The following is a 23,278-nucleotide window of genomic DNA, read 5'->3' as shown; positions in this document are numbered from 1 at the left end:
CATCGCAGCTGACGGGGACGTCGTCAGCGACCTTCAACTGAGCACGTTTGTCTGGACCTCGTTGAGCACTTCCTCAAGCACGTCGCCAGCGGGCCGTCCGGCGCACAGCGGATCGGTTGTCGTGCGACGGGTTGCTGCTGGGCGTCTACTGCATCAGCTCGGTGTGGGGGTGCTCGGGTGAGGCTGGGCAGACGTAGAGCTGCTGTTTGTAACCGCGGCCGATCTGGATGGCTGTCGGCTGATTCGGACGAGACTCGCCTGCCCGGGTGGGCGCTACGGATCGTTGCATCTCATAGGGGATCCAGCTGTGGTTACTGCTGTCCCATTCGTTAGTGGCGATGGTCAGCAGAGGGTTCATCGCGGTGTCGCATGCAGGGCAGGACTGAGGGATCGGGTCGGTCAGGCCCCAGGAGGCCCAGCCGCCAGCCTTCCAGCCGGGCGCGACGGAGAGGTTGGTCGAGTAGAACTCGCTCGGATACGACGCGTTACAGCTGTCCACGATGTCACTGGCGGCTTCCCATCTGCTCCAGTCCCCGACCAGGCTCCGCAATTCTTTGCTCAGTTCCAAGGGGTTGGGGTATTCGGTGACCTGCTCCGGCAGAAGCAGGCATGGCTCGGGCAGGTAGTCTGCGCGCTGCACCGCGGGCGGCTCCGGGGGCGCGGCCAGCACGTTGGCGACCTTGGCTGCGGACCGCCAGAACAACACGGTCCTGGGCATGTAGCTTTTCGGCGGGTGGTCAAAAGGACACCACAGTACCTGGAGCAGATCCGTGCCGGCGGGCGTGTGCAGGTCGGGGATGTCCCGTGTGTAGAGCTGCGCCAGCGGCAACAGTGCTATCGGCCCGTCGCAGAGCCGACGTGCTCTTCGAGATGCTCCGCGACGGCAGCTTCAACGAACGCCGGGCACCCCACGCGACGGCTGGATGATCAGCCCACAGGCCACTCGACTCACATCAGCACCTCGTGCCGTCCACCCACGTCGAGACCTCCGCGGCACCCCGCCGGACAGCTTCTTCCGGGTCCCGGACGAGCTGCCCGCAGATCGCTGCAACGTCCAGCACACCGTCCGGCTCCACGAGCGCGTCCCGCTCGACTCGCGCTACCCCAGTGACCCGATGGTCGCCACCGCGGACGGATCTCCGTCATGACTGCCTCAGCCCTTCTCGGATGTGCGGTGCGTTCATCGAGGACTCAGTCGATGATCGGGTCGGCCGCCGACCAGCGTTGACCGGGGGGCCTTTGATGTCCGGAGGCCAGTCGGGTACCGCTCGCGTCGACGACGGCACAGTCGAGAACGACCTTGTTCGGGTCGCCGTCCTCGTACAGCCACACGGTGACGCAGCCCTTTGCAACAGAAGTGCCGAACCAGACGTCCGCCCCGTCCGCCGCGGGACGGACCGTGAACTCCTCCCCCGGTTCCATCCAGTAGTCCTCGCACTGCGGCTCGATGAAGAGACAGAGCTTGCCGCTGCCCCGGTTCTCTATCGGCATGGTGCTACGCCCCATCGGTCCCCCTCCGTCGCCGGTGCCTGGAGACGATAACCGTCCGCACGCCGCACTGCTGCGGGGGGGGATCGTCCCGAGCCGTGCGCTCTGCTGGACGGTGTGACGCCGAACAGGCGGGGGCTGAGCGGCGATGTCACGTGCATCGGCTCGGGAAGCTGGGAGTTCCCGAAGACGTCATGGTCTCCTCCGCGGCGCCGACATGATCAGTCGGGCGTGAGGCGATGCTTTCCATCAGCCTCCGTCCAGGGGCAGAAGTGCCACACCGACAAGTGCCCGACGGGCATCGCTTTCCATGACCCGTGGCTCTCTCGCGGGATCGACGCACCGTCGAGGGCTGACCACCACGCCGCGACCCATCTGCGCACGTCCGAGACGAGTTGCAGACGGGGTCGGCGGCGGTCTACAGCGCCCACCCGTCGCTCATCACGCCCACGGACATCGAGATCGTAAACGGTGGCTATGAGATCCGGACGCTGGCGAGCGTCTACGGCTATGAAGACGGCTGGGGCAGGCTTGCGCTTGCCGACGAGATCACCGCTCTGCGCACTCGTGAAGGGCCCGGGGTGCTCCCCCACTCGCTGAAGCATCCTGCGTCGACGAGACTTCGGCAGCTGGAGTCCGCCCACTTGCCTGGCGTGCCTTCCCGGGCCCGTGCCCATCGGCCTGCTGCGAGACTCAGGGAGTCCGACGGTGGGGCGTCAGAGGACCACGGCTTCCAGGACGTGGACGAGCGACGCGGACCGCCTGTCCTGGCACACTTGAGTCCTGCCTGATGGAACAGCGACTCGGACTCGGCGAGCGTGCGCTCGCGGCAGCCGCTGGACAGCGACAGCCTTTAGGGGTGCACCAGCAGGAGATCAAGAATGCTTCGGGGCGATTCAAGGTACGCGAACTTCCAGCGAACCGGTTCCAGTTCGAGGGACACCGGCGTCGTCGACGGCGGGCGGCCCTCATTAGTTGCAGCGGCCCCGTAAGTGCCCGGCGCTCCCCCTCTCAATCACCAACTGGGACCGCCAGCGGACCACGTGTCCGGACCGGTCACGACGCAGAGCCGGTAAACGGCCGCTCTTCGAGCTGGTCGCCGCTGGCCGTGCAGAACAGCCACCCCGTGGTGTACGAACTCCTCGGCCCCGACAGGCTTAGGCCGGGCCACTCGAAGTCCGGCTTGGGCTAAGGCTGTTGCGGGCCGAGGCGGCACTGGGTGCCTGAGTGTGACGTGGCGCCCGCCCGCTGCTCGTGGTGGCGCGGGGAAACCGAGGTGCGCCGAGCCGGGGACGTCGGCAGGATGAGGGGCGTGAGCGAGCTGCCGAGTGACGCCGTCCCGCCTCCCGCCGTGCTCGACGCCTTCGGCGTCACGGGCTCGGCCGTCCCGCTCGCCGGTGGGCAGGGACGCAGCGTTCTCGTCGGCGGGTACGTGTTCAAGCCCGCGGAGGGCGCAAACGACGAGGTCGAGTGGGCGACCGCGCTGTTCGAGAGTCTGGCGCGGGACGGCGGGTTCCGCGTTCCGCCGCCGCTGCGGGCCGCCGACGGCCGCTGCGTCGTGGACGGCTGGATGGCCAGTGGGTTCGTGCTGGGCAGGGCCGGGCCGCAGGGCCGCTGGGGCGATGTACTCGACGCGGGCCGCGCCTTCCACGCCGCGCTGCGCGGGATGCCCAGGCCGGACTTCCTCGACCGGCGGTCGCATCCCTGGGCGGTGGCCGACCGGGTGGCGTGGGGCGAGCTGGAGGCCGAAGTGGTCGACGACCTCGCAGCACCGTTGTCGACCCTGCTGGACCTGAGGCACCCGGTAAACCAGGCGGCAGCCCAGCTCGTCCACGGGGACCTCACCGGCAACGTCCTGCTCGCGCCGGGCCGGGCGCCCGCGGTCATCGACTTCTCCCCGTACTGGCGACCCCCGCTGTTCGCCGAGGCCGTCGTGATCGCGGACGGCCTGCTGTGGTTCGGCCTGCCATACGGCCTCCTGGCCGCCCACGAGCACCCCGACTGGCCGCAGATGCTGGTGCGCGCGCTCATCTTCCGCCTCGTCGCGCACAGCGAGAGCGTGCGGCCGCGGGCGCAGGCCGCGCCGGGTGAGGCGGAACGCTTCGTGCGGGCCGCTGACGCGGTGGCACGAGTCGTCCTCCGGCGTCACGGGGCAGGAGGGAGCTGAGCGAGCGGGTCCTGAGCACATCAGCTGTGGGCTCAAGGCCGCGCCGCAGTGGTGGCAGGGCGCGCGGCCAGCTCAGCCGGCAGAGCCGAAGAGGCCCGCCCCGGCACTCTGAACGAGGCGGGACCAGCCATGACCGCCCCTCATGAACGGCCAGGTGTCACGGTCTTTGCTGAAGCGCACGGCTACGCTTCCCTCCCCCAGGAGCACCCCCTCCACACACGCCCCGTTGCCTTTGGGCTCCTGGACCGTGAACCAGTTGAGACCTTGCCGGTGCTCAGGGCACTCACTCATCCCAAGTCCTCAGCGGCACGCAGGAAAACACAGGCAAGCTCAAGCGGATCGGGGCGGTGTCCTCCCTGCCGCCGCATGCGCGTGCAATGCGACGCGTGATGGTTCAGGCCACCGATGCGCACGTAGGACTTGCAGGCCTCAAAAGATCGGGCATGGGTCAGCGCCGCATTTCGGGGAACGAGGACACAATCGCCGCGTGCGGTGACGGCTCGCTTCGCTCTTCTCGTACCCCAGTGACAACGAGGCCGGCCCGCACCATAGTCACCCCTAACACCATTGCGGCTAGCGAGGGTTGAGGACGCGCTCCATCTGCGTACGGGGCGGGATACCGGCATGGCGGGCCCGGTGGGAGGAGTGGGAGTGTGACCGACTCGCTGCTGCATCCCGGAGCGCACGCTGGCGCACTGTGCCCCGCGGCGACCGCGACGGCATTCGGGCGGAAGAGGCATCCATCAGGAGCTTCGCCTTTCTGCAGGTCCATCCAAATCGCACTCACTGAACAGAGGTTGGAAATCGGACAGCATCACCACGGCACATCTCAGGAGGACTCGTGCACGCACGCGCTACCACCGGCCTCCTCGCCGTTGGACTTCTGCTCCACACCGTCACCGGATGCAGTACCAGCACGCCCACACCCACTGCAACGCACATGAACAGCAGGAAGCCCGCAGCCTCGACAACAGCCACGGATCAGCTCACCGGCACCCGCAAACTCGGCACGGGAAGCCACTGGAGCGACACCGACATCGACGGCAGCCCCATCGGCGGCACCTTCACCGCGCTCTCGTACACCCAGCCCGCCAGACTCGACCTTCCCAATGAGGCCACCGACTTCAAGAACCCCACGTGGGCAATCCTCGAAGTACGGGTCTGCGCCGACGTCAGCAGCACACCGATCCTCGCTGCCCAGACCCCGTGGGCACTTGAATTCCCCGACGGCTCACGCCTCAACGCCCCGCTACTGTCCGGCAGCGGCGTACCCCAGCCTGAGTTCCCCACTGGTGACGGCATTCCAGTCACGGCCGGCACCTGTCTGGCAGGCAAGATCACCTTCTCCTTGGAGCACGGCACGCGCCCCAGCACGGTCGTGTACACACACGCAGGTCATGATCCCATCGAGTGGGCAGTGCCCAAGGTTTAAGGAGGTTGCGCCCATGGGCGTGACGCACCTCGCGGGCTTCTGTCGAAAGCAGTTCCGCGCGCCACGCCTGCCGGCCGTCCGGCAAGGTGCCGTCTCTGCGGGGAGTCAGTTCCTGCAGGTTCCGACGTCTGCCCAGCCCGGCTTGAACTTCTTGGGCCAGTGCGCCAAGTCGTACAGGTTTCCGTCGGCCTTGACCGCCTTGACAGTGCGGCCCTGGAACACGGCCGGATAGCGGTTCACCGTGCCGTCGCCCCCGTTCTGGAACACAGAGAGTTCGGCGCGTCCGTCGTGATCGCCGTCGGAGGAGCGCAGCCCGTGGACGAACTGGCCTGAGGCCAATGTGATCTGGCTGGTGGCCTTCCCGTCAAGGTGTTTGCCAAGCGGTCCCCAGATGACCTGGTGCACCCTTCCGGCGTCCGGGGCCGGGTCATCGACCGTGTCCGGTGTGCCCGCCGCGATGGCCATGTCGAGATGTCCGTCCCCGTCGAAGTCGCCGAACGTCGAGACGGCCTCAAGCCCGGAGCCTTTCGGCGCGGCTCTGGCGCCCGGTGTGATGCCCGTTCCGTCGGCGAACGTGACGCTGGTCCTGTCGCTACGACGGTTGGGATCACTGACGGTGTCGGCCATGCCGTCCCCATCGACATCGGTGTGCAAGAGGGTGCCGTGCAGGGTCGCGCATGGATGCTCAACGGCTGTCGCGTAATCGTGCCCATCAGCGCGTTCCTCGCCGCCGCACCCGCTCAGGGCTCCGGCCGCAGCGATCCCCAGTGCGCCTGCTGCGAATGTCCGGCGTATGCGCGCTGCCATGCCGACCGCACCGTCCTTTCGTGATGTTGCTTCCGCTACCGCGCCTGCCCGGCCCCGCCGGGTTCCACTCGCTCCACAACGAGCCTCCCCCGACAGGCACCGACGGGCGCCGCCCACGCGTTGCACACCGATGATCCGCACACGGGCAACAGATGTACGGGTCCGACGAGGCGGGGGCGCACCGAGGTCATCCGACGGCTCGGTCCAGCGCGACCGGCCAGACCTTCAGGACGCACTGGCCGCAACGCGCCGGTCCTCTCTCCTCACCCACACCACGTAGCAGGCGACCCCGGCGACCAATCCTGCGCCCCCGTACCCGACCACCATGCGGGACCGGGGCGGCGGCACACGATGCGCGTCCCCGGCCCGTGCAACCCACACCCGGTCACCGGTGATATCGCTGGTCCCGACGCCTTCCTCGTCCCACACCCCGTCCGCCGGCTCGCCCTCGATCGGGCCCCGCCTCGTGCGGCCTGCGGGGCTCTTCCAGGCAAAGTCGCCCTCTTCCTTGCCGTCGGTGACCGTTGCCCAATAGCCCTGCACGTACTCGCGGTTGGCGACCAGCGCAAGCCGCAGCGGCACTACAAAGGCTGCTGCGGCACACGACACCAGAACGACCCAGAAGATGCGTCTCACGGTCAAGCAGATCGGAATCCGTCAATGATGGCATCGGCATGGAATGCCTCCGGAGGCTCCGCGAAGAAGGGCGCCATGGCGCTGGAGAACTTCACGAACGCCTCGGTCTGGGCGAAGACCTCGGTGTGGTACTCCACCGACTCCCACTGCACGCACAGCAGAATGACTCCCTCCTTGTCGATGGCCCGGAACAGCTTGGCGTCGAGGCAGCCCTTCTCCTCGTCGAGGAGTGGCAGGTGCGATCGGACAACCGCCTCAAACTCTTCCTGCCTACCCTCGGGCACCACGATCCGAACGATCTCCCAGACAGCCATACGTTCTCCTTCCGACTCGATCTCTGCTCGCGTTCAGATGTTCAGCGCGTCACGGCCGGGAAGCGGCGTTGCCGTGAAGATGTGCGCGGGGTCGTAGAACTCCTTGGCCTTGGCGAGGCGTTCGGAATGGGCACCGTAGGCGTGTGCGATCTGTTCCTTCTGGTCCGACAGCAGGAAGTTGGGGTAGCCCCCTGGCAGAGAGACGGCTGCGAGGGCGTTGCTGACATCGTCGGCCCAGCCTGTGTACGCGGCTGACTCCTCATCGGGCAAGCGGCCCGCCGAGATCTCGACGGCTACATGGCTGGCGCGCAGGCCGAAGGCGCTGTCGTCAGCGCCCGCACGCGTGGCGGCGCCGTGGAATTGTCGTAGTCCGATCCCCGCACCTGGTCCGGGGCGGGTGTCCGCCCAGCCTGTCAGGAGGTCGATCACCCCGGTGGAGAGTTCGGCGACGTTGCGGGTTCGCAGATCCCAGTGCATGCCCTGGGGCACACTCTGGTCGAACTGTCCCCACAGGTCTTTCTGGGTGGTCGCCCCGACGCTGGTGGTGATCGGCGTACCGAGGCTCATGACTTTTGCGATGGCGGCATCGGCCTGGCGTGGGTCACCGGACCAGACCGGCACGACGACCAGGCACGGCCCGATTCCGGGGGCGACGGTCATCTCCAGCAGGAGAGTGAGTCCGTCGGGCGCGTCAGCGATGAGTTCCGCGAAACGGGACAGCACCGTCGACGCCTCCTTCCAGGCAAACACTGCCATGCCGCCGACAAGCCCGCGATCGGGATGGAGACGAACCCGCATGGAGGTGACCACGCCGAAGTTTCCGCCGCCGCCACGAAGGGCCCAGAGCAGTTCGGGGTCGTCCTCCGTCGACACGAGCCGGCCGTCGGCGAGTACGACGTCCGCTCCGAGAAGGTTGTCGGCGGCCAGCCCGGCCGTACCGAGCAAGGGACCGTAGCCTCCGCCCAGGGAGAGTCCGGCCATTCCCACGGCCCCGGCGGTTCCCACAGCGACATTCATGGCGTGCGGAGCTGCCGCCGCTATGACGTCACCGGCACGCCCTCCTCCCCCGACGACAGCCATGTCTCCCTCCACCCGCACGTCACGCATACCGGCCAGATCGATCACCAATCCGCCGCGCAGCGCACGGCCGGCCCAGTCGTGTCCTCCTCCGCGTACGGACACGCCTACGCCTGACTCCCTCGCGGAAGTCACAGCGGCCGCGACCTCCGCACCGGTGTGGGGCCGCACGACCAGGGCCGGTCGGGAAGTCACCGCACCGTTCCACAGTGTGGTCGTCTCGGCATAGGACGGATCACCGGGACGGAAAAGGCGGTCGGCCTTCAACCGCTCGCCCAGACGGCGGGCGAGTTCATCGATCGGTTGCGCGGACGTCATAGTCCTCCTTCGACATTGCCCGGTGGTCCAACTGACCACGTTGTTAATTGCGACTCAAGGCCAGGAAGGCCGGGGAACCGGGATTCGATGTTCGGGGCAGCACCGGCCGGGATCTTCGCCGGATGCCGGTCCTAAGCGGCCGCCGGTTCGAACGCCACATCCAGGTAGTCGAACCCACGCAGGCCGTTGTTGATCACGGGCCTGGACTCAAGGATCTCGAAGCGGCCGACCCGGTCGGCGAGCCGCTCCAGGAGCGAGCTCATCTCCAGCCTGGCGAGGTGCATCCCGACACACACATGCTCGCCCCGCCCGAACGCGAGATGGTCCGAGGGACGACGAGTGATGTCGAAGCGCGTCGGATCCGGATAGTGGCGGTCGTCGCGATTGGCGGAGGCGTAGAGCAGCGCGACGCGGGAGCCGGCGGACAGTTCGACACCCCCGATCTCATGGTCCTCGGTGAGCAACCGGCTGAACTGGGGCACCGGTGATTCAAAGCGCAGCGACTCGTTGATCGCGTGCGGAATCAGCGATCGGTCCTCGCGCAGCAGGTCCCACTGATCGGGGTTCCGGGCGAACAGGGCGACTGTGTTGGCGATGGCGAGAATCGTCGTGTCCAGACTCGGAGTGACGTAATCGAGCATCATCATCGGACACTTGTCGGGCGCGATCTCGCCGCGGTCGGCGGCCTCGTAGAGCTGCGCGGCCCAGCCTTCGGGGTGGATCTTCCCGGGCACGGCGTCGTTCATGGCAAACGACAGGAACTCGCCGACAGCAGGCCCCGCCGCGGCGGCACGCTCGTCGGCGGGGCCCTGGGTGTTCCAGATCGCGGCGGCCCACTCAAGCATCCTCTCCCGCCCCTGTTCCGGAAGACCGACCAGATCCGACACCACGGTCATGGGGAGGTACTCCGCCAGCTCGGTGACGACCTCGCACCGGCCCCGGCCGACCACACGCTCGACGACCTTGCCTGCCTCGGTCTCGATGCGCGGAGTCACCTCACGCATCCGGTCTGCCCGCAGCGGACGCCCCAACACCGTGCGCATTTCCGTGTGTTCGGGCGGATCACTGCACAGCGTGATCCCTTCCAGCTGTGCGTTCACCTCCCGGTCCACGAACACACCGTGTGCTGACGAGAACGTCTGCCAGTCCATCAGCGCGGCGCGCACCTCGTCATAGCGGGGCAGCGCGTACATGTCGTAGCGGGACAGGTGCACCACGGGTCCAAGTGCCCGCAGCTCGTCATAGATTGCGTAGGGGTCGATGCGCGCGGACTCGGTGTAGAGATCGACGTCGCTGACAGGTATGCCGGGCAACAATCCTCCAGAGGACGGTGCAACGGGGTACCGCTCGGACACAGTCACTGGTGCCCAAAAGCGCCAAGAGCGAACGAACCTCGCCACGACTGATCCACCGGCCGTGCCCGAGAGTGACGGCGCAAGCAGTCGCCAGGTCCGTCGGAGGCTCGATCTCCCACCACAGTGGCCTTCGACGATGGCTCAGTTGTGGTTCTCGTCGATGGTGACGGCGACGCCGCGTTCGACCTTGACGACGACGTCGACGCTCTTCTCGGCGGCGGCCTCGAGCTCGTCCTCGGTGCACCGTTTGATCTGTTCACGGTCGCCGCAGATCAGGCCCGCCCCGTTGATGACGGTGGCGGTGGAGGTGACGAACGCCCGCTCGCCCTCGTCGTTCACGACGGAGTACTTCCCCGGAGCCAGATACGCGAGCTTGCCGCTCCACAGGCCCGATGTCTTGTCATTGTTGCCGGAGTGATCCTCTATGACACTGACAGCGATGCCGTTCTTGAGCTTGACCGTGGCGGAGACTCCGTCCTTGGCGGCGGCCTCAAGGTCGTCCTCGCTGCAGGGCGTGGCCGCCTGGCCGGACGCGTCCCCGCAGATCTTCCCGGCCCCCTGGATGTTGGTGTCGGTGGAGGTGAAGAACTGCTGCTCGGTGTCCTTCAGATCGGAGACGGTGAACTTGCCGGGGGCGAGATAGGAAACCGTGCCGAACCAGGTACCGGTCACCTTCTTGCCGTCGGACATGTTCCCGGTGGCGCTGTCGGTCTGTTCTTCATCACCGCCGGAAGCCTTGTCGTCGCTGCCGGAGATTTCCCTCGTTGCCGAGGCCGAGGAGCTGGGGGTGTTCGCCTTCTCACCCTCGGCGTCTCCGTCCTGACAGGCGGTGAGAACGGCCGTTGTCGCAATAAGGGCGGCGGCCAGGACGGTCTTGCGATGGGTGCGAAGCATGTGGGGGCTCCCCGTGGGTGTCACTGATGTAGGTCGGCCGACTCATTTCGCGACTCGGCCGGACACTCGGTCGATCACCACCCTGCCCGCCTACGGTGATCGTGAAGAAGGGCAGTTACAAGGTGATGACACCCCTGCCGAGCGCGCGGGACACACGGGCACAAGAAGGTCACAACCTTCGGCGTCCGGGCACATCTTCTGTCGGAACTCCCGGTGCCGGGGCGAAGGCAGGACCGCACATCTCGTCAGTTTCCGGCCTTCGCGTCTCGGGGTGGACCGCGCCTGCGCGAAAGAACGCGACGGTGTCCGCGGGCGAGGCAGGAGGCGTGACGTTCTGCGCGCGTGCGCCCGGCTCACTGCTCGCCTTCACGGCAGGCGCGTCGATGTCGTACGGACGCGAACGTATCTCGCCTCGTCGGCGCCCTGACCACCGGAGAGCCGATGCAGTGAGCCGCACACGACCGCACTCGACCCCACGCCAGACACTCCCCCGCCACCGTCGACAGGCTGCACCCCACTTCACCATCACCGGCGCGAACGCATCCCCTCGCCGCGTCCCTGGTACACCGACTGGCTGGAGGAGGCCGAGCGCACAGCCGCATCGGTACCAGGAACGTCATGAGTGCAGGGCGCGGGGGCGGACCGCATCACAACAGTGCAGCGATGCCTTCCCCGTTCTCCGGCAGCCCTGCTGCGCGGAACCACGACCAGTTGCCGCGAATGCTGCCCGTCGCATCGTCGGTGTCCACGAACGCCTGCAGGAGGGCCCGTTGGTCGGAGGTGAGCGAGTGGGCAGGGTCGTAGCCACCGGGAAAGGCTGCGAACAGGATCGGCCCGCGCTCATTGTCGACGACGGAACTGTGGCCGGCTGCCACGATGGCGATCGCCACCGGTGCCACCTCTTGGAACGATGCAGCCAGGTCGAGTGCAGAACGCAGAACCGTGAACCGGAACCACCCGTCGACCCCGCACAGTGGCTCGGGGAACCAGCCGTCCGTCGCGCGTGAGTCCCGCAGCGCATCGAGGAGCACAGCGAGAGCGCGCGGCCGATCGACCCGGACGGGACCGAGCGCGGCGCAGACCCGCACGGCCGGGTCGGTGTCGACGAGCAAGTCGGAGGTGTCCATTCCCCAAAGACTCAGCGCCCGCGCTCCGGCGGCTCGCTCCCGCCGGCCGGTCATGGTGCTCAATCGGGCCCGCAGCAACGCGGCTGCGCGTGGTGCCCGGTGGGCGAGCTCCGGAGCGAATAGGAGCGGTACTGCGGCGCCGAGCGCGGTCTCCCAGATGTGGGGGTCCGTGGAGGAGAGGAACGGTTCGACGGCGTCGTACAGGACGGGCCGGATACCCCGGCACGCTTGCACTGCAGCGAGCCCTTCGGGGTCGCGCTCGCCTCGCCACTCCTCGTGCCAGGGCTGCCATTCCCAGTTGGCTCGGTCACGCGACGGGTCCTCCCCATGGGCGGCCGACTCGGCCACTTGCCCCAGCCAGCTGAGCAGGGCGGCCAGCAGGCTGCGTGGTGGACCGTCGTCCCAGGGGAAGTGCCCCTCGTGCTCGGCGAGACCCATGGGATGGTCGAGGATCGCCGCGACGAACAGCGCCGCGGGTGCAGTGACCGTGTACAGCGAGCCCTGATGCAGCACGCCTGTGTCCAATGCGGCCAGCGCCGCGGACCGGGCCTCGGGATCTTCGTCCACGAGGGAGCACAGGGAGGCTGGTATGTCCTCGCCGGAGCCGTAAGCGTGCCGGTGAGAAGCCCAGTCCGTCTCCACCAACAGTTTCCGAGCCGGTGTTGGCAGCCCGCTCAGGACGCGTGTCATGCGGGCACTCTCGCTATCTGTCATGCACGCACCCTGCCAGCACCCACGGACAATGCCTCGGCTGCCGGCCACAGGCGCCGCCTCTTCAGACCTTCGGGACGGCCCACTCGATCGGGTCTCGGCCCATGGGCGCGTAGATGACTGTGGCCGGCCGGGTTCCGTGTTCCAGCGAGAAAGTGATCTTTCCGCGCAGGCAGGTACCGGCCCTGACCAGGGCGCCGTTGCCGGTGGGATACTCGGGCTTGGGAACGCCGCTGCCGGAGAGGCTCGGGGCATCCAACCGGGTGTCGTCGGCGAAGCCGAGGGCCCACGGGTCCTGGGCGACCAGCACGGACGTGCTGCTGTCGTCAGCGCACACCTTGACTTCAAGTACGGCCCATGTGGGGTTCTTGAAGTCAGCCGCCTCGTTGGGGAGGTCCACCCCCGTGGCGGGCTGTATGTAGCTGAGGGCTGTCGTGGTGCCGCTGATGTGGCTGCCGTCGTTGTCGGTGTCGCTCCAGTGCGTGCCGGCGCGGAGCTTGAGCGGTGCGTCGCTCTTGGGCTTCGTCGCAGGAGACTTGGCGGCCGAGGGCGTGGTCTCTCGGTCGCCAGGCTTGTCCGACGCCTCGGGGACGTTGCTGTTGCAGCCGGTAAGGCCGAGGATCAGTCCGGCAGCGATCAAGCTGACGGTGGCGCGCGTACGCATGGTCGCCCTTCTGGGATGTGCTGTGCTGACGATGCATCATCCGGTACAGGTGAGGGCTGCGGAGACGATGTGACACTGCTGTGACGTGACGAGGGTGCGGGTGGGGCGCCGCCTCTCCTGCCAACGAAACCGACCACAGGTCCCGGAGAGTGCCGCCCTCACGGACGCGGACCGTGCTGGCGTAGCCCGAGTCCAGTTTGATCTCCTGTACCGCTGTACCGCTCGTTTCCATCCGAGCTTCTCGGGACCCACCTGCATCCTTGGGACATCCGTAAGAGAACCGGGGGCACGAGTGCCCAGAGAAGGACGAGACTGGCGTCGAGCACAACGAAGAGATCCTGGACAGCTTCGTCGGCGTCGATCCGGCCACTGTCGGCACGCTGTAAGTCGTGCCCGCACCGGTGGGCAAGCCCGGGACGGCGCTGCAGCCACGGCCGCTGTGCCTGTGCGGGACGGCGACAGCGCAGACTGGCTGCCCCGAAGTGAGATCCAGCAATTGCTCTCCTCCGGCGTCCGCGCCTCCGGCTTGCCCCCCCCCGAGGCGCTAACCGACCTCGTCCGTCAGGCCATGTCCGAAGCCAAGCCCGACACAAGACTGCCGGTCGGGCAGGGCTGCAGTCCCAACCGCAGGACCGCCCGCGTCGTGGCCGTCCTCATCGTGGAGCGTCAGCGTTGATGCATCTCATCGCTGTTCCAGGGCGAGGACGGATCGGCAGCGGCCGTCATCCGGCAACGAGCGATCTCACGACCATGCAAGTCGGCCTTCGGTGAACCGACAGACCGGCCAGCGTCCGTCGGCGATCCTCGTCAGCATCTCCTCCACGGAGTCGAAGTACCGGGCCATCGATTCGAACTGGCCCGTGACAGTGGGCTCCCCTACGAACCATCTGCCGACGCGCCCGTCCCGCACATCGACGAACTTTCCCGTCCAGCCGTCCTGGTCCGACAGGAACGGGATCCACTCATTACGCCAGAACGGGTATTCCGGCTGATCCGGAGGGTCGAATCCACCGGGCCTGGAGCGGTTCGCGTACAGCCTCTCCATCGCCCGGATGCCCAGAAAGAAGCTTCCCTCGTCGGGGAACCCGTCGAAGCCGCAGCACATCACGTCATCGTCGACGTCTTCCTCCGGCAGATCCAGATTGTTCTGCAACAGCCACGTCCGCAGGTCCCCGTGAAGGGAGATCCCCATCCGTTCCTCAGCTGCCGCGAGCGTCTGCTCCGTAGCCGGCCCCGGCAGATCGGCGTGATCGGCCGGCGCGTGCTCCCGTAGAAGACTCATCACACGCGACCAGCTCTCAGCCACACTCATCGCCCTCTGCCTCTCTACAGGGGTTTCTCCGTCCGGCCACGCCACTGCGGAGGTGGGGAAGCAGCCGCCGGACAGCCTCGCAGGGATGATACTTCGAGCGTACGTTCCCCTCCGCTCCGAGATCCTCTTCCGCCCTGGAACGCAAGGCCGCCCGCGAGCTGCGGCAAGCCCGCCCGGTCGTGCTCGCGCGACAACGGTTCATCTTCGGCCGCGTCCTGGAAGAGCAGTCGCCCCGCCCCGGTCGCGACGGCTTCGACGGCTTCGACGGCTTCGACGGCTTCGACGGCTTCGACGGCAAAGCCTTCGCCGCACAACACCCCACCATCCGTGGGAATCGCCGACTACTTTCAAGACGGCCGTACCGTCCACGACCTCTTCCGAGACAGCGCCGAAGTGATCTTCGCTCAACCCAACTATGCCTGCACGGAACCTGTTTAGCGTCCGAAGGGCCTCGAATGCGAGGCACAGCCTGGGCCTCAGGCAGGCTGGTAGGCGCCGCCGCGCTGGCCGATCAGGACGGCCATCCGGTTGGTTGCGTTCATCAGGGAGATCAACATCACCAGATCGGCCAACTGGTCCTCGTCGAAGTGGGCGGCTGCCTCGGCCCAGGCCTCGTCGGTGACACCGCCGGAGGAGTCGGCGATGCGGCTGCCCTGCTCGGCCAGCTCCAGCGCGGCACGTTCGGCCGGATTGAACACCGTGGACTCGCGCCAAGCGGCCACCAGGTAGATGCGGGTCGCCTCCTCCCCGGCGGTTGCCGCGTTCTTGCTCCATACGTCGGTGGCGTACCCGTCGGCGTTGATCTGGCTGACGCGCAACAACACCAGCCGCTGTGTGCCGGCCGGCAGTGTCGATTCCTTGAGGATGGTCTGGCTTGCGGCGCCGAAATGCCGGGCGGCCCGGGCTGCGGTCGTTGCCGGGTTGCCGAGCAGGTTCAGTCGTGCGGTCATGGCGGGCTCCTTCATACGGTGGTGGCCGGTCGGTCGTGCATAAGACACCGGCCAACGCTGCAATGTGACAGCTGAGTTGACGGGCATCGCCCCGCGCACCTACGAGTTGTGGCCTCACCCATAGAGCCGCCGTCGGCCCCAGAAGGTTGACCGCCCGAGTACAGCACGGCGTGGATCATGAGCTCGTAACACGATCATGCGATCTTCGGCCTCGAGGAGATCCCTGCGGCCGGCACGGACGAGGACGGAGCACCTCATCGTGTGGCTCCCGCATACGGCGCCACTGTCATCAGCCCACCCGAAGGCACGTCCCAGGTGCTGTGCTGAGCGGCGGAGGAGTTCGTTGCCCAATGCGGGCCGGACTGGGCGGCGCCGGAGGTTCTCCTGCAGTGGCTCAGGATCGAGGCCGACGATGAGACTTGGCTGGGGGTGGAGAGCTGCAGCCTGGAACGCATCTCCGACGATCGGATTCGCCTGAAGGCCCATTACAACCAGTGGGACGAGCTGCTCGTGCCCAAGGCGGATGTTCGGCGCATGCAGATCGACATGATGTATTTCCTCACCAGGGAGGCCCGTCATCCCCTGCCGAACTGGCGGATCCGGCGGCTCGGGGAACGGGACTGGACGCAGAAGCGCACCTCGAAGTAGCTGGATGATGGCTTTCGGCCTTGTACTGGTGTTGGTGTACTCCGTGGCTACGCAGTTGCCCCCATAGAAGGCCTTGCCAAGCAGGGTTGCAGGGCCGACCGCGCCCGGTCCGAAGCGGCGGTTGGCGCCGACGAGTGCCTGCTCCGCGCGCAGTCTCGCCTCGCGGACCGGGTCGAGGGTGCTCTGCTGTGGAGCGGCGGCGGTCGGCACCAGGTCCTCGCCGCGCACGCTCGTGCCGGCCAGCCGCCGGGACTTCTCCCAGGTCGTCCCGCCCGCGAAGGCCAGATGCAAGCACACGGCTCGCGCTGCTTGACCACGCTCGCACAGCACCGCGCCGTGATGCCCCACCGACGCCCCAGGGGCGATGAGTTGCCCGCCTGGAAGCAGGCCGACGACAGCTCTGGGCTGTTGGGTGAACGGCCGTACCTGTTGACACGTTGGCGGAGTGTCAGTGGGCACGTGACGCGTCCGGGCCCATTCCGTCCTGGGCCCGGTCCGTTGGATTTCGCCAACCGTTCGCAGGCTGTCCCCCTGGGTGGAGGAGTTCCGTTCGGTGCGGGGCGGGACCGTCGGCCCTGCCCACCTTGCCCCCGACAACTTCAGGATGGACACCAGTGACCGCATCGCCCGTTCGCCGTCGGCGTCGTGCTCTTTCCCGTCTCCTCGTCGCAGCACCGCTCATCGCCGCGGGCGCGCTCACCGGTGTCCCCGCGGCCCACGCGGCCGCGGCGGACGACGTCCGGGTCAACGAGGTCGTCACCACCGGAGACGTCAACGACTCGATCGAGCTGTACAACAAGGGCGCCGCCACAGTGGACGTCTCGGGCTGGATCCTCAAGGACGACGACAAGAGCCACTCGTACAAGATCGCTTCGGGAACCACGCTGGCCCCGGGCGCGTTCCGGGCGTTCGACGTCAGCGGCAAATTCGGCCTCGGCTCGAAGGATGAGGCTCGTCTCTACCTCGCCGACGGCACGACGCTGGTCGACAGCTTCTCCTGGAGCGACCACTCCGACGCCTCGTGGTCGCGCTGCGCGGACGGCACCGGTGCCTTCAAGCAGGTGGCCACGCTGACCCTGGGCAGCGCCAACAGCTGCGGAACCGGTGGTGGTGGCGGTGGCTCGACGTCGCCCGTGGCGTGGCCCGGCGGCAGCAGTGTGACGACCGCGGACGGTTCCAAGGTCTTCGGCGAGGACCTCAGCGGCCTCTACCAGGAGGGCAACGTCCTGTGGGGCGCGCAGAACAGCGGGAAGCTGTGGCGTCTGGTCCGTGACGGCTCCGCCAACTGGAAGCCCGACACGGCAGGCAGCTGGTCCTCCGGCAAGACCCTGCGCTTCCCCGGCGGGTCGGGCAGCCCCGACAGTGAGGGCGTCACCCTGACCGGCGCCGGTTCGGCCGGCGGAGCATTCGTCGCCAGCGAGCGCAACGGCGACGCCTCCGGCACCAGCCGGCTGTCGGTCCTCAAGTACGACGTCAGCGGCTCCGGTTCGTCACTGACCGCCGCCAAGGAGTGGAACCTCACCTCCGATCTGCCCTCGACCGGCTCCAACCTCGGACTCGAGGGGATCACCTGGATCCCGGACACCGCGCTGACCAGCGGCGGGTTCAAGGACGCCTCGACCGGCGCGGCCTACGACCCGGCCCGCTACGCCGCGCACAACAGCGGCGTGTTCTTCGTCGGCGTCGAGGGCACCGGCATGATCTACGGCTACGTTCTGGCCGACTCCGGCACCTTCACCCGCGTGGCCTCGTTCAGCAGCGGCATGTCGGGGGTGATGGAACTGCAGTGGGAGCCCCAGGCTTCACGGCTGTGGGCAGTGTGTGACGACACCTGCGACGGCCAGCACCGCACCCTGAAGATCAACGCCAGCGGCGCCTTCACCACCACCGCCGTCTACAACCGCCCGACCGGTATGCCGAACTACAACAATGAGGGCTTCTCCGTCGCCGGCGCCGACGAGTGCGTGTCCGGATCCAAGCCGGTCTACTGGTCCGACGACTCCAACGACGGCGGCCACGCCCTGCGCCGGGGCACCATCACCTGCTGAACCGCTGATAAGACATGTGAGGTGACCAAGCCCCGGACCGGTGAACGGTCCGGGGCTTCGCCCTGTTGCCGCCCTCGGCGTCCACGGCGTCCACGGCTCGCTGGGCCGCGGTCGAGGCGACAGCAGAAGGGCGGCTGACCGCGAGTCCCGCAGGTGCCATCACGAGCAGGAACAGGACCTGGAACGGCACGCCACAAGCCACGTTCGCGAGACGCCGAGTTTGGGGAGCTGGGAGGCCACCATGGTCAGGAGGCCCGCGGCCAGCAGCGGGACCATGGTGGCCTCATCGCGTCGGCGACCTTGCGCCCGGCACGGTGGCGGGCGGGCCACGCCTGAGCGAGCCGGGCCAGGCCAGGCCGGGCCAGGGCGAGCACGCACCAAGCGCGCGGGCATGGGCATCAGGGCCTCGGCCCACCGAGGCTCACGTTCTTGGTCTCCACAACATGATGAGCGACGACACCGAGAGTCTGCCCCTGCCTGTGACTCATCTCCTGGAGGTGCGCGAGGGCCTCGGGGATTGCACAGCCCAGTTTCGCGGAAACGACGCCGGTTGCCTGATCAACCATGGCGTTCAACTCGGCATCGGGACGCGTCCCCCGACCGGAGGGACAGGAGACATCGGTCAGCTCAGAGCACCGCCGACACATGTCCTGCGCGATGAGCCTCATCTCCACAGCCAGAGACCGCATTTCGCGATCCCTGACCCGCAGATCCGCTACCCAGGTTCGCATCTCGATGATTCGCGCTCTGACGGGTTCCGAGTCCTGCTGGGCCCGCTCGCTTGAGAGAGGCTGAGTCGGATCAACGGCATCATCCACGCTCTTCCTCCCACAACCAGCAGACGGACGAGTCCACAAACCAGTGTTCCCTGGCGCGAGCGGAAGTTCCACAGGGCTGCACACATCAGGAGGCACCCGCGCCCCTCCCGTGCCCGATAGCGCGGGAACTCCACAGGTTCCAGATGCTGGCGATACCCCTACGGCGTGCCGGATGCATGAGGTCACATGCCGGCAAGCCGGTTGATGTCACGGCTGGTCAGGATGGCGGGTTCCGTGTTCTCGGGATGGTCGAGGGCGATCGCCGCGCGCCCGATGGCCTCGGTCGACGTGGCCCAGTCGGGAAATACCCGGCGCAGCACCGGGAAGAGTGGACTGGTCAGCGTGTAGAACGCCTGTGCCGAAGCAGAGGAGGCGCGGGCGCCGTTGAGGGGACGGATGTAGCCGGGCCGGAGGATGTGGGTGCGCATCGGAAGGGCCAGGAGTGCGTTTTCGGCCGCGCCCTTGACGCGCGCCCACATCACTGAGCTTTTCCCTGTGCTGTCGGCGCTGCGTCCGGAGACGTAGATGAAGGCCGGCCTGTTGCCCGCTTCCAGGAGGATGTGCGCTGCCGCGAGGGCGTAGTCGCGGGTCACACGTGTGTAGTCCGCTTCCGTGACACCTGCGGACGAGGTGCCGATCGCGTAGTGACAGGCGTCGACCTCCTGGAGTTCTTCACGGAGTGGGGTCAGGTCGGTGAAGTCCTGGTGGAGCAGTACACGGACCTTGGGGTGGGTCAGAGCAGGCTTGCGGCGGGCGACGACGGTGACGGCGTCGACGCTGTCGTCAGCGATGCAGGCATGGAGCATGCCGTGGCCGACCATGCCGGTGGCGCCGAGCATGAGTACGTGCACTGGGCGCTTCCCTCATCCATGGGTGGGTACGACGGTGGGGCCAGGCCGGGCCGGCACTCTGCGCCTTCTATGCGGCGCCGTGGGCGAGCAGGCTGCGGGCGCAGTCGACCACGCTCTCGCGGGCCGGGCGCGGTGTCCAGTCGAGGACGGTGCGCGCTTTGGCCGTGCTGTGCCGGTTGCGGCGCCCGAGCGCGGGGGCGATCTCACCCATCGCGGGGTTGGCGCGGACGACGTCGTCGGGGATCTCCTGGTCGGAGACCCGTAGGCCGTCCTCTCCGAGCTCCTCCTTGAGGGCGCGGGCCATGTCCCGCATCCAGGTGAACTCGCCCGTGGCGAGGAAGCGTTCGCCCGCGGCCCGGGGTGAGGTCAGGGCGCGGATGTGGATGTCGGCGAGGTCGCGGACGTCCACGATCTCCAGGCCGATGCGGGGTACGCCGCTCATGGTGCCGGTGAGCATCTGCTGGACGAGTCCGACGGAGCCGATGGTGCTGGTGGCCAGGATCGGGCCGAAGACGGCGCCGGGCAGGATGGTGGCGAGTTCGGTGGGGCCGTCGTAGGTGGCCATGTAGTCCCAGGCGGCGCGCTCGGCGAGCGTCTTGGAGCGGCGGTAGGGGATCAGGGTCGGGTCGTCGGGGTCGGTCCACAGGGTCTCGTCGGTGACACCTTCCTCGGCGTAGGAGGAGGGGCTGGCGGTGTTCGCGGCGGAGGTCATCACCACGCGGCGTACCCCGGCCTCGGCGGCGGCGCGCAGGACGCGCAGGGCTCCGTCCCGGGCGGGGGCGATGAGGGACTCGGGATCGCCGGTGCTCGCGCCGCCCATGGGAGACGCGACGTGCAGGACGTAGTGCACGTCCTTTACGGCCGTGTCCCAGCCGTCGTCGGCGGTCAGGTCGGCGATAGCGAACTCCAGCCGGTCACCCGGATCCGTCTGCGTGGCCACTGCGTCGCGCACTGCCTGTTCCTTGCTGTGGCTCCGCACCGTGGTGCGTACGCGGTAGCCGCGCTGCAGCAGCTCGGCGATGCACCAGCCGCCGACGTAGCCGGTGCCTCCGGTGACCAGAACCGTTTCCGGCATGACTGTCCTCCACAGGGTGTGACAAAATTAAGCGGAAGCCCTTCCGGTACTTCTCCTCGAACGTAACGGAAGCCCTTCCGCTTTGCAACCGGACCGATGGGACCAGCCATGACCCCGCCTACCGCCCGCGCCAAGCGCACCGACGCGCTGAACAACCGGACGCGCATCCTCGCCGCCGCAGGCGAGGCCTTCGCCGCGTCGTCGGGCGCCTCCATGACGGCGATCGCCAAACAGGCGGGGGTGGGGGTGGGCACGCTCTACCGGCACTTCCCCACTCGCGAGGACCTGATCATCGAGCTCTACCACCACGAGATCCAGAAGGTCATCGACCTCGCACACACCCTCGTCACCGAACTCCCGCCCCTCGACGCCCTGCGCCGATGGTTCGAGGAAGTGGCCCACTACGGAAAACTCAAATACGGCGTCTCCGAGGTCATCCACGCGGCGACGAACGGCGGGCTCGACGACAAAAACTACGGCCCCTTCCTGCGCGCCATCTCGGTTCTCCTCGATGCCGGCGCCGCCTCGGGAGAACTGAAATCGGGCCTCGACGCGGAAGACGTACTGCTGCAGCTCAGCGTCCTGTGGCGCATCCCCCCGGGCGATGACGCAGCCCCCCGCGCCGCCCGCCTGCTGGACCTCATCCTCGACGGCCTGCGCATCCGGCCCACTACGTCCTGACCCCGCAAACTCCTCGGGGAGCCACGTCTTCGCAGCCACTTGACCCCACATCTGGACGCTCACGTAGGGATGGGCGGCTGGGCCGGGTAAGCCCTCAGGACCTGGCTGCGATGACATCCCGACCTGACCGGGTCTGCCCCATCACCGTGGGGCGGCGCCAGATGATGCCGCGGTCATCGCCCAGATCCCGAATCGACGCGGACGCCGACGCGTCGCGTAGAGGTGCGACCCGGACCGCGCTTGGGGTGGGAGACAGCGGTCATGTCACCGGGACTCCGCGTCCCCCGTGATGATTACCGCCAGACCCGCTGTCAGGTCTGGTCGGGCCATAAGGGCATGTGGCCTCGGGCGCGACGGCCGGCGGAACCGCTGCGGCCCAGGCCTCGGAACTGCTACGGAACGGCTTGCTGAAGATCCGTCCAGGGACGCCGGGGGGCTTACTGCCTGCCCGCGATCCTGCTCCCAGGGAGATGTTCTGTCAGGCGCAGGTATGTCTGGAGGGCTCGGTGGTCCCGCTGGCCGAACAGGTCAGGGGTGTTGCCCGGGGCCTTGGTGGGTGGGGCCGGCGAGGCGGCTCGGGGAGAGATCGGTCGTCTCCTCTCCTGGTTCCAGCAGGGTGTCGGCGGGCCCGATCAGCAGCGGATCCGGCTTGCCGACCGCTTCGGCGTCGCGGGCCTGATAGTCGATGCGGGTCAGCAGGTGCCGCATCGCTTCCAGTCGGCCACGCCGCTTGTCGTTGGTTTTCACCACAGTCCAGGGCGCGTAGTCGGTGTCGGTGGCGCGGAACATCTCGACCTTGGCCCGCGTGTAGGCGTCCCAGAGCTCCAGAGAGGCCAGATCCGTGGAGGAGAGCTTCCACTGACGTACCGGGTCGACCTGCCGTATCGCGAAGCGGGTGCGCTGTTCGGCACGCGAGACGGAAAACCAGAACTTCACCAACACGATCCCGTCGCCGGTCAGCATGCGTTCGAACAACGGGGCCTGGTCCAGGAAGTGCCGGTGCTCCTCGGGCGTACAGAAACCCATCACCGGCTCCACACCGGCACGGTTGTACCAGGACCGGTCGAAGAACACGATCTCCCCGGCCGCCGGCAGCTGGCTGACGTAACGCTGGAAGTACCACTGCCCTGCCTCCCGATCGGTGGGCTTCTCCAGCGCCACCACACGAGCACCGCGGGGATTGAGCCGCTCGGTGAACCGCTTGATCGTGCCGCCCTTGCCTGCGGCATCACGTCCCTCGCACACCACCACCACGCGCAGCCCCTGGTCGCGCACGTGCTTCTGCAGTTTCAGCAGCTCGATCTGCAGCAGACGCTTGTGTCGCTCGTACTCCTGCCGCCTCAGCCTGGTCGCATACGGATAGTTCTCCCGCCACGTCCGCAACGGACGCCCGCGCTCATCCAGCAGCAGTGGCCGCTCCGGACGCGACTCGTCCACCAACAGACCGTCGAGCAGCTCCGTCCTCTTCTCGCCAGTCAACGAACACTCCTCTACCCGAAGCACCACGTCTTTGCATTCCCTTTACCCTAGCCGCACGCAGCCACGCACGCCGGTCCGCACACAGGCCGCGCTACTCGTGAATTTGGCCCGCTCGCCCAGTCAGACTTGCCCGCATCGGGCCTCAGTGACGAGATCAACCACCAAAGCAGGGCAGTGCATGGCCAGCCGATGGCCGGCGCGGACCCCAACCGGCGTTCAGCATCTCCATCGCGACCGCCCGCCGAACGCCCGATAGGAACGGTTTACGCACACGGCCCAAGCACCGAAACCAAGCCGCATCATCATCCAGCGCACGCTCCGCGTGCACTCCGCTTGAGGGGTGCTGGTCGGTGTGGTGCCGGGCTCAACGGTTGGACTTGTGACGCGCAGAGGGGACTGCCCGGCCTCGGGCAGTCCCCTCTGCAC

General features: G+C 67.7%; 21 protein-coding genes and 2 pseudogenes. 6 read left to right on the top strand and 17 right to left on the bottom strand.

Annotated elements, in window-relative coordinates:
* Positions 1-145: 145 nt before the first annotated feature.
* Both K377_RS36430 and K377_RS36425 read right to left on the bottom strand, forming a co-directional pair.
* Positions 146-829, bottom strand: coding sequence for a non-ribosomal peptide synthetase (locus K377_RS36430; protein ID WP_111667921.1), 684 nt, complete (start codon positions 827-829; stop codon positions 146-148).
* A 362-nt stretch (positions 830-1,191) separates the two neighbouring features.
* Complete coding sequence (locus K377_RS36425; RefSeq protein WP_111667920.1) at positions 1,192-1,506, bottom strand: hypothetical protein; 315 nt, start codon at positions 1,504-1,506, stop codon at positions 1,192-1,194.
* Positions 1,507-1,620: 114 nt separating this feature from the next.
* Here K377_RS36425 and K377_RS42545 point away from each other — a divergent pair.
* From K377_RS42545 to K377_RS36405, 3 genes and pseudogenes are all read left to right on the top strand, one after another.
* Positions 1,621-2,054 (top strand): annotated as a pseudogene (locus K377_RS42545) (glutamate synthase-related protein); the annotation flags it as partial.
* A 746-nt stretch (positions 2,055-2,800) separates the two neighbouring features.
* Positions 2,801-3,655 carry an aminoglycoside phosphotransferase gene (locus tag K377_RS36415; protein WP_111667918.1) on the top strand — a complete coding sequence of 285 codons (855 nt, stop codon included), beginning with the start codon at positions 2,801-2,803 and terminating at the stop codon, positions 3,653-3,655.
* Positions 3,656-4,595: 940 nt separating this feature from the next.
* Entirely contained in the window at positions 4,596-5,087 is a 492-nt protein-coding gene (locus tag K377_RS36405; RefSeq protein ID WP_237551277.1) for a hypothetical protein, read from the top strand.
* Positions 5,088-5,192: 105 nt separating this feature from the next.
* Here K377_RS36405 and K377_RS36400 read toward each other — a convergent pair whose 3' ends face one another.
* The 10 genes from K377_RS36400 to K377_RS36345 all read right to left on the bottom strand — a co-directional run bounded on the left by K377_RS36400 (position 5,193) and on the right by K377_RS36345 (position 15,252).
* The gene (locus K377_RS36400; RefSeq protein ID WP_237551276.1) at positions 5,193-5,894 is read right to left on the bottom strand and encodes a VCBS repeat-containing protein; all 702 of its coding nucleotides are present in this window, start codon (positions 5,892-5,894) and stop codon (positions 5,193-5,195) included.
* A gap of 225 nt (positions 5,895-6,119) precedes the next feature.
* Positions 6,120-6,530 (bottom strand): hypothetical protein, encoded by a 411-nt coding sequence (locus K377_RS36395; RefSeq protein ID WP_111667915.1) that lies wholly within the window; start codon positions 6,528-6,530, stop codon positions 6,120-6,122.
* A 2-nt stretch (positions 6,531-6,532) separates the two neighbouring features.
* Positions 6,533-6,844 carry an antibiotic biosynthesis monooxygenase gene (locus K377_RS36390; protein ID WP_111667914.1) on the bottom strand — a complete coding sequence of 104 codons (312 nt, stop codon included), beginning with the start codon at positions 6,842-6,844 and terminating at the stop codon, positions 6,533-6,535.
* 33 nt (positions 6,845-6,877) lie between these two features.
* Positions 6,878-8,239, bottom strand: coding sequence for an FAD-binding oxidoreductase (locus K377_RS36385; protein WP_111667913.1), 1,362 nt, complete (start codon positions 8,237-8,239; stop codon positions 6,878-6,880).
* Positions 8,240-8,370: 131 nt separating this feature from the next.
* Positions 8,371-9,552 (bottom strand): cytochrome P450, encoded by a 1,182-nt coding sequence (locus tag K377_RS36380; protein ID WP_111667912.1) that lies wholly within the window; start codon positions 9,550-9,552, stop codon positions 8,371-8,373.
* A 183-nt stretch (positions 9,553-9,735) separates the two neighbouring features.
* On the bottom strand, positions 9,736-10,488 hold the full coding sequence (locus K377_RS36375) for a hypothetical protein (protein WP_111667911.1): 753 nt from the start codon (positions 10,486-10,488) through the stop codon (positions 9,736-9,738).
* A gap of 647 nt (positions 10,489-11,135) precedes the next feature.
* Positions 11,136-12,305, bottom strand: a complete 1,170-nt coding sequence (locus K377_RS36370; protein WP_111667910.1) for a hypothetical protein — start codon at positions 12,303-12,305, stop codon at positions 11,136-11,138.
* Positions 12,306-12,390: 85 nt separating this feature from the next.
* The gene (locus K377_RS36365) at positions 12,391-12,990 is read right to left on the bottom strand and encodes a hypothetical protein (RefSeq protein WP_111667909.1); all 600 of its coding nucleotides are present in this window, start codon (positions 12,988-12,990) and stop codon (positions 12,391-12,393) included.
* A 742-nt stretch (positions 12,991-13,732) separates the two neighbouring features.
* Complete coding sequence (locus K377_RS36355) at positions 13,733-14,302, bottom strand: SMI1/KNR4 family protein (protein WP_111667907.1); 570 nt, start codon at positions 14,300-14,302, stop codon at positions 13,733-13,735.
* A gap of 476 nt (positions 14,303-14,778) precedes the next feature.
* A complete protein-coding gene (locus K377_RS36345; protein WP_111667906.1) occupies positions 14,779-15,252 on the bottom strand; it encodes a carboxymuconolactone decarboxylase family protein in 474 nt (157 codons plus the stop codon).
* A gap of 429 nt (positions 15,253-15,681) precedes the next feature.
* On the opposite strand from K377_RS36345, the gene K377_RS36340 reads away from it, so the two are divergent.
* A complete protein-coding gene (locus K377_RS36340; RefSeq protein ID WP_111667905.1) occupies positions 15,682-15,900 on the top strand; it encodes a hypothetical protein in 219 nt (72 codons plus the stop codon).
* A 614-nt stretch (positions 15,901-16,514) separates the two neighbouring features.
* Positions 16,515-17,948, top strand: coding sequence for a lamin tail domain-containing protein (locus K377_RS36335; RefSeq protein WP_111667904.1), 1,434 nt, complete (start codon positions 16,515-16,517; stop codon positions 17,946-17,948).
* Positions 17,949-18,346: 398 nt separating this feature from the next.
* On the opposite strand, the gene K377_RS42915 is transcribed toward K377_RS36335, so the two are convergent.
* The 3 genes from K377_RS42915 to K377_RS36320 form a co-directional block, all read right to left on the bottom strand.
* Complete coding sequence (locus tag K377_RS42915) at positions 18,347-18,514, bottom strand: ANTAR domain-containing protein (protein WP_375605990.1); 168 nt, start codon at positions 18,512-18,514, stop codon at positions 18,347-18,349.
* A 434-nt stretch (positions 18,515-18,948) separates the two neighbouring features.
* Complete coding sequence (locus tag K377_RS36325; RefSeq protein WP_146614822.1) at positions 18,949-19,605, bottom strand: epimerase; 657 nt, start codon at positions 19,603-19,605, stop codon at positions 18,949-18,951.
* Positions 19,606-19,684: 79 nt separating this feature from the next.
* Positions 19,685-20,692, bottom strand: coding sequence for an NAD-dependent epimerase/dehydratase family protein (locus K377_RS36320; protein WP_111667901.1), 1,008 nt, complete (start codon positions 20,690-20,692; stop codon positions 19,685-19,687).
* A gap of 108 nt (positions 20,693-20,800) precedes the next feature.
* Here K377_RS36320 and K377_RS36315 point away from each other — a divergent pair, with 108 nt between their 5' ends.
* Complete coding sequence (locus K377_RS36315; RefSeq protein ID WP_111667900.1) at positions 20,801-21,373, top strand: TetR/AcrR family transcriptional regulator; 573 nt, start codon at positions 20,801-20,803, stop codon at positions 21,371-21,373.
* A 311-nt stretch (positions 21,374-21,684) separates the two neighbouring features.
* Here K377_RS36315 and K377_RS42090 read toward each other — a convergent pair.
* Both K377_RS42090 and ppk2 read right to left on the bottom strand, forming a co-directional pair.
* Positions 21,685-21,842: pseudogene (locus K377_RS42090) on the bottom strand (DUF6411 family protein); the annotation flags it as partial.
* 59 nt (positions 21,843-21,901) lie between these two features.
* Positions 21,902-22,852, bottom strand: coding sequence for a polyphosphate kinase 2 (ppk2, locus tag K377_RS36310; protein ID WP_111667899.1), 951 nt, complete (start codon positions 22,850-22,852; stop codon positions 21,902-21,904).
* Positions 22,853-23,278: the final 426 nt, after the last annotated feature.

Source organism: Streptomyces sp. PsTaAH-137, assembly GCF_003259365.1.
Lineage (GTDB): Bacteria > Actinomycetota > Actinomycetes > Streptomycetales > Streptomycetaceae > Streptomyces.
The sequence above is the reverse complement of the archived record's forward strand: the minus strand, read 5'-3'. Positions and strand labels throughout refer to the sequence as shown.